This is a genomic window from Lyngbya sp. CCY1209 (assembly GCF_035615495.1).
GTDB lineage: Bacteria > Cyanobacteriota > Cyanobacteriia > Cyanobacteriales > Microcoleaceae > Limnospira.
Genome location: NZ_JAJENU010000303.1, coordinates 20527 through 27487, shown reverse-complemented (window position 1 = coordinate 27487; position 6961 = coordinate 20527). Strand labels below are relative to the sequence as shown.

Here is a 6961-nt window from a genome sequence, read left to right as displayed (position 1 = left end):
TCTTAAAGGCATAGTCAATGTGCCTCTACCAACTCCTTTAAGAGAAAATCCTAAAGTTGTTGCTACTTTTGTAAAAAAACCAAGTTTCAATATTTCGGGCCGGCACGAAAATCGCAACCCGCTCGGTCGGCGATCGCGAATCTCGGTTCAAATTACCGACCGTTTCATCAAATGCTGTATGTAAAGAACGCAAGATATGATGTTCGGACCGTTCGTCGGCATCAATCATCACGACAACGGCAATATTTCTAGAGTTACAACTTCTTCTGTAACTTCTCACAATGTCCGGATAATTTTTGACCACCCAAGCATTGTTATTTTGAATGATTCTTCCTTTGGGATTGCCAAAGTCTTTAATTTTGCGATCGTCCCATCCCCGACATTTCAAATATTCCCTGATAAATCGCTCTTGGGCCAGATCCTCGCAGAGGATCGTAACTTCCGGCAAATTATCTCTACTCGTCATAAATCCATCCCAGTTCTATCAGGTGACTCAATGATAAGCCGTCTTCTTTTTTACCGTCTTCTGTTTGCATCTCGGTCATCTGACTGATGGGTTTGACCCGGACGGCTTGATTATTGCTTCGTTCAAACCAATAGCCCAAATTGCCAGCCAAATAATTGATCAACGATGGATGATGAGAAATTAAGATGACTTGTCCTTGATTTTCGATGCAAGAGTCCATCACTTTATTCCACCAAGGTCGTATTTCTGGCAAAGCCAGGAAATTTTCGGGTTCGTCAATACACAACGTAAAATCTTCGTCGGAGGAACAATAAATTAAGGTATAGAGTGCGATCAAGACTTTTTGTCCCTCCGACAATTCATCGAGCTGATATGTAACTTTGCTGGGATGATTGAAAGATGCCGACAAAATCCTGACATCGCCAGATTTAGAATTTTGGAACGAATCAAATCCCGGAATTATATTTTGCAATTCCAATGTTAGTTTGAGTATATTTCCTTGATTTTCTTGAGATAAGTAGCTGTACCAAGCCGCGTAATTTGAAAGATTCCAGTCGGGCAAACTTGCCTCCTGACTGCTTTTAGATGTCATTGAAAAAGGGTCGATCTGTACGATCGAAAAGTTTGCCATCCGTTTTTTGAACCAGGTCAGCTTTTGATTGTCGGGTCTTTCATAAATAAAACCGATGCCAGAACGCGACCAATCAAAGAATGGTAAAAATGCACCTTCACGATTCGGATCGTCATTGTACAGTCTGGCTTGACCGACGGGCATACCTCGATCCCCCGCATCGATCCAGAACTCGAACAGCGGTTGACTGTCAAAAGTTAATCTTTCTAAACGCATTCTGGGCGGTGAATACTCTCCTTGATGTTGGATCTCCAGAGTATATTTGTACAAACCACCATTCCCTTGAATGTCCAATTCAAATTTTTGAACGTCCGATGTTTGCCACCTCGTCAAATCCCGGGATTTAAATAAATCTGAGACTTTGTAATATTGCTGAAATATTGGATCGCCCAAAATAAATAGCTGCAGTTTTCTTAAGGCATCAAAAATGGTCGTTTTCCCCGAACCATTGGAACCCAAAAAGAGGTTGATGCTATCCACTCTCAATTCAAAGTTAACCATGCATCTAAAATTATCGATATAAATTCTTTTCAGCATAATTTTTTTTGATAGAGATCGGGTGGCATCGTCAGATGATGCTGTCATCATGAAAAATCACAGCATTACGATTGTATTTTATAATTGTCCGATTCGATGTGTCAATTGTATCGCCCCCGATGCCCCCAATTCTGGGCTCGGCCGTTTCATTCTCGGTTAAAAATTGTCGGGGGTGAGGATGAAAACGGTTGAGGGGAGACAGGAGCAAGGGAATATCCGGTTGAAAATACCTTTTCATTCCGAAAAATCTCCCGGTCGCTCCCGATCGCTCCCCCTGCCATTTTTCGGGGAGAATGAAACGGCCGGGCCATTCTGGGGGCTTTGAAGGGATTCAGTTGTCGGGATCATTTCGCACTGCTATAGTCGGCGAAACTTGCGGCCCGATCAGTCATCGTCTGGATCGCCCCAGTCGGCGGGTACGTCCCCGGTTTTGACCCGTCTGAGCACTTTTTTATCCAGGTAAAACCGCTTCGGTTTGGGGGCGGGTTTGGGGGGGTCTTCGGGATGCCAAATCAACGCCAACAAGACGAGAGCAATCAGAACGGCTTCCATATTCAAATAGTCCTCAAAAATGGTTCGGGAACGCTCCGCGAAGCGCACCCATCGCCGGCCGGACGGGTTGACCCGGGGCGCGGGAACGTCTCATTGATCTAACTTTTGATACGGCCAGTTTAACCGGACGATCGCGATGATGTCAAGGAAAAATCTCATTAAAGTGAGAAAAAAGTCCGGGATTGGGAAAGATGGGGAGAGGGGAGGCGGGAATTGAAACCGGTCTCGCCCCGATGATAAGGGAATTTGAGTCGGACTGCCCCGCGATCGCCACTTCGACGGTCGGGGGGGTTGTGACTCACTCAAATGAGATAACAGACGGTATAATCAGGGGCAGTGTCCGAAACCCTCCCCCGAAGGCGGTGAAGCCATGATCCCCAGAGACTTTTTGATCCACCTGGCCCGACGGGCCGGAATCTCCGACAACGAACTTGAGGTTTTGTCCCGGGCGATCGCCGGAGAACCCCTGGCCGCGATCGCCCGCGATCTCGACATCCGCAAAGATGCCCTCCAGAAGCGACTCGGGGAAGTGTACAAAAAATTTGACATCGCCGGTTCCGGCCCCGGAAAACTCGCCAAATTGCAGCAATTCCTGGTGGCAGAATATCAAAGTCAGGTCGCCGCCAAACCCGCCGTCCCCCGGGGGGAGGCACCAGAAGGCGATCGCTTCTTCGATCGCACCCCCGAACTCGACACCCTCAAAAGCTGGCTGATGGCAGATCCGGCCCCGGTGGTGATGCTGTGGGGGGCCGGGGGCATCGGCAAAACCGCCCTCGCCGCCCGAACCGTCCGCGAGATCGCCCCCCACTTCGATCGCGTCATTTGGCGATCGCTCCGCCGGACGCCGACTTGGGACGACTTATTCCCGACGGGCGATCGCGCCCTGCTGGTGGTGGACGACCTGGAAACCCTCTCCCCGTCGGAAATCGGCGAAAACTGGGGGCGCCACCTGCAAGCCCGGGCCGACTCCGGGACCCCCACCCTCTTGATCGGGTGGGAACCCCCCGCCGCCCTGATCTCACTTATCGAAGATCAAGCGACCCTTCAAATGTTGGAATTGAACGGACTCCCCGACTCGGAGGCCGAAAAACTGCTTGCCAACGGGAAGCTGACCCCCGTCGATGCCCATTTCCGCACCGAATTGATTCACCTTTACGGCGGAAATCCCCGGTTACTCCAACTGATTTCCACCCAATTTTTCAATCGGTTTCTGGAAACGCCGCTGCAATTGATCCAGCAAACCACTTTGAACGTCGAAAAAATTATCCGCCAATACCGGGACGACTGGAACGATCTGGAACCGCAATTGTTGTGTTGGTTGGCACTCCACAACCGCCCCGTCGCCCGGGAAGAATTGACGGAAAATTTGATGGTTACCGAAGACGCGATCGCCCTGACACCAATTTTAGAATCCCTGGAGGCGCGATCGCTCATCGAGTCCGTCGCCGGCGATCGATTCATCCTCAGCCCTGCCGTCCGCCGCCTCATCTCCCACCATTTACTAGCGAAATACCTCAACCAATTGGGCTACCAACATTATCTCGACGGCGAATTTCAAAGCGCCCGTTCCGCCCTGACGGACGCCATCCGCTACAACCCGAACCTGGCGCCGGCCCACTACAATTTGGGTTCGACGGACGAACGGTTGCAACAGTTTGCATCCGCCCGGAACCACTACGAAATTGCGGCGAAAGGCGGTGGCAGGGCCGCCCACGCCGCCGTCAGCAACTTGGCGCGGCTGGCGCTTTTAGAGGGGGATGCCGAAGCCGCGATCGCATCGATTCAAAAGATATCAGACCGGGTGAGCGATCCCGATGTCAAAGTCGCCCTCCAAAAAAATTTGGGTTGGGCTTATTTTCTCAAAAACGACCCCGATCAAGCCGAACAGCATTTGCGAAATGCCCTAGATATTGGCAATAAAAACTCGGCGGTTTTCTACCTGTTGGCGCAGGTTTTGGAAGTCAAAGGGGAACGTCAGCAAGCCCTGCCATTTTGGGAAAGCGGACTCGCCGCCGACGATCGCGATCGCGCCAGTTCGACAACCCCTTGGCGACAGCCGGAGTTGGAGGGGTGGCGGGCGATCGCGCGGCAGCGGGTGAATGCCGGGACTCCCCAAAAAGCCTGATGTTTCAATCCCGGGGGAACGATGGGATCGTCTTCGTCTGAAACCATAATCATAATTGGAGATGGGTGGGAGTGTACTGTTGTTGATAGCTCCAATTCATCCCTCACCCATTCCGGAAGGGGGGAGCGATCGTGCGAGAGGGGAAAGGCGACGAAGAGGTTGCGGTTGGGTTGGGTCTGGGCTGGAATTAATTTCAATATAGCCGTTCAAAATTATTCGTCAATAGTCGAATCCTCAAGCACCCAACCCGACCCGGCTGCGGTGGGGGTGAAAAGGGAAAGGAGGAACCGAATTGAGAGCGGAGAGTCGGGCGTTTCTGACGGTCGGCGATCGCTTTGACATCGGCTCAAATTTGACTGTCATTCAGAATGTCAGTTCGCCCAAAGTTGCAATTTTTGTAGTTATTTTAACAATTTTTACAAAAGCTAAATGATCCTTAAGAATTCTATCGATTTGGGAAGCGGGCGTTATAACACTCGACAGGTAGGACAAACTAAAATAGTGAGATCGATCCACCCGAGCTGCGCCCATGAGCTACTGCCTAAATCCCCTCTGTCCGACCCCTCAAAATTCCCCGAAAAGCCACGTCTGCTCGAACTGCGGCTCATCTTTGCTGCTCGATCGCCAATATCGGGCCGTACAGAATCTCGGGGGCGGGGGCATGAGCCGGACTTTTTTGGGCATCGATGAAAAGCGATCGCGAACCTCCTGCATCCTCAAACAATTCTCCCCCCAACAGCAGAATTTCGCCGCCGTCCAAAAAGCCACAGACCTGTTTCACCAGGAGGCGATGCGGCTGCAGGAGTTGGGCAATCATCCCCAAATCCCGCACCTGTACGCCAGTTTGGAATCCGAGGGGCGATTGTACTTGGTGCAGGAATATATCGAGGGAGAAAATCTCCTGCAGGAGTTGGATCTCGGGAAACCTTTCGGCGAAGAAACCGTGCGGGAACTGCTCTGGGACCTGTTGCCCATCCTGCAATTCATCCACCATCACCAAGTCGTCCACCGGGATATCAAACCCGAAAATATCATCCGCCGCCGCCAAGACGGCCATTTGGTGCTCGTCGATTTCGGTGTCGCCAAACATGAAATCGACCTGTTCCACCCCAAAACCGGGACGATGACGGGAACCATCGGCTACGCGCCTCTGGAGCAAATTCGCGGGGGAAAGGCCTACCCGGCCAGCGACCTCTACAGTTTGGGCGTCACCTGCATCCACCTGCTGACGGGGATTCCCCCCGGCGAGCTGTTCGACCCGTTCACGGGGGAATCGACCTGGCGATCGCACCTGGAACGAACCGACCGCAGCATCAGCCCCCCATTGAACCGCATCCTCGACAAACTCCTCGCCGACTGGGTGAAAGACCGCTACCAGTGCGCTGAGGACGTTTTGCGCGACCTCCGACCCGAGCTTCACCCGAGCCACCCCCTACAAGTCCGGGTCGCCGTCGAACTGGCGACCCGACAGGCGGAGTTCGCCCACCAGCAGCCGATCTGGGGCGTTCCGCCACCGCAATCCTTCGGTGTGGGGATCTTTTCCGGTTCCCCATCTCCCCCGCCAATCTCCATCCCCCTGTTAAATTGCGACTGCGGCGGACAACTGGGTTTCGAGGAAACCGCACCGCCAAAATCCCCGGAAACCTGGCGGTGTGGGGTCGTCCTCAAAGGGCACTCGGCCCCCGTGCGGGCGATCGCGATCGGGCCGAACGGGTATCTGTTGATCAGCAGCAGCGCCGACCGCACCATTCGACTCTGGAACCTCTGCACCGGCCAACTGCTGCACCGCTTTTGCGGCCATGCGGCGGCGGTGAATGCGATCGCCGTCAGTCCCAACGGGCGACGCCTGGTCAGCGGCAGTTGCGATCGCACCCTGCTGGCTTGGAACCTGAAAACCCGCGCCATGACCGACCGATTTTTCAGCCACTCCGGTTCCCCCTACAGCCACCGCAGCGGCCCCATCAATGCCGTCGCCTACAGCCCCGACGGCCGCATCGTCGCCAGTTGCGGCGCCGACCACACCATCAAACTCTGGAACCAGCGCAACGGGGAACTGCTCTACCGCCTCCGGGAACACTGCGGTCCGGTCTTTTGCGTCACCTTCGTGGGACGCACCCCCCCCACTGCCGCCACCCCCCACTCTTGGGACGACCATCCCCAGTCCAGTTGGTTTGCCAGCGGCGGCGCGGACGGACAGATCAAAATCTGGCGATTCGGACTGTTTAACAGCCTCTACACCCTCGCCGGACATTCCGGCGCCGTCGGGTCCGTGGCGTTCGGTCCCGACCCGAACCTCCTGGCCAGCGCCGGCGAAGATGGCACCGTGAAATTGTGGGATTTCCAACGGGAAAATTTACTCGCCACCCTTTCCGCCACCGAGGGAACGAAGCCCAGCATTTCCATCAGTCCGGACGGGAAAATGTTGGCTTGGGGCGGCGGTGACGGGACGGTGCGCCTGTGGAAACTCGACCCGCCCGAACTCTCCACAAATCCGACGTTTCAGTTGGCCGGATACGGCCCCGTCGCCTTCGGTGCGGACGGCCGGACGCTGATTTGCAATGGCGGAAATAATGAAATTTGGGTTTGGCATTTGGGGGAGGATTAGGGGGCGATCGCGATTCCTCAAAATCTGACTTTCGGTAGGTGACAG

Annotated in this window: 5 protein-coding genes; 3 read left to right on the top strand and 2 right to left on the bottom strand. The window is 53.9% G+C overall.

Annotated features, from left to right (window positions below; all coding sequences use genetic code 11):
- The coding region (locus LKE08_RS08845; protein WP_324703853.1) for a hypothetical protein at nucleotides 1-184 on the top strand (184 nt) is incomplete at its 5' end.
- A gap of 271 nt (nucleotides 185-455) precedes the next feature.
- On the opposite strand, the gene LKE08_RS08840 is transcribed toward LKE08_RS08845, so the two are convergent.
- On the bottom strand, nucleotides 456-1685 hold the full coding sequence (locus LKE08_RS08840; protein ID WP_324703852.1) for an AAA family ATPase: 1230 nt from the start codon (nucleotides 1683-1685) through the stop codon (nucleotides 456-458).
- A gap of 333 nt (nucleotides 1686-2018) precedes the next feature.
- Nucleotides 2019-2186, bottom strand: a complete 168-nt coding sequence (locus LKE08_RS08835) for a hypothetical protein (protein WP_324703851.1) — start codon at nucleotides 2184-2186, stop codon at nucleotides 2019-2021.
- A 370-nt stretch (nucleotides 2187-2556) separates the two neighbouring features.
- Here LKE08_RS08835 and LKE08_RS08830 point away from each other — a divergent pair, with 370 nt between their 5' ends.
- Both LKE08_RS08830 and LKE08_RS08825 read left to right on the top strand, forming a co-directional pair.
- The gene (locus LKE08_RS08830) at nucleotides 2557-4311 is read left to right on the top strand and encodes an NB-ARC domain-containing protein (protein ID WP_324703850.1); all 1755 of its coding nucleotides are present in this window, start codon (nucleotides 2557-2559) and stop codon (nucleotides 4309-4311) included.
- Nucleotides 4312-4840: 529 nt separating this feature from the next.
- The gene (locus LKE08_RS08825) at nucleotides 4841-6916 is read left to right on the top strand and encodes a serine/threonine-protein kinase (RefSeq protein ID WP_324703849.1); all 2076 of its coding nucleotides are present in this window, start codon (nucleotides 4841-4843) and stop codon (nucleotides 6914-6916) included.
- The last annotated feature ends 45 nt before the right edge of the window (nucleotides 6917-6961 follow it).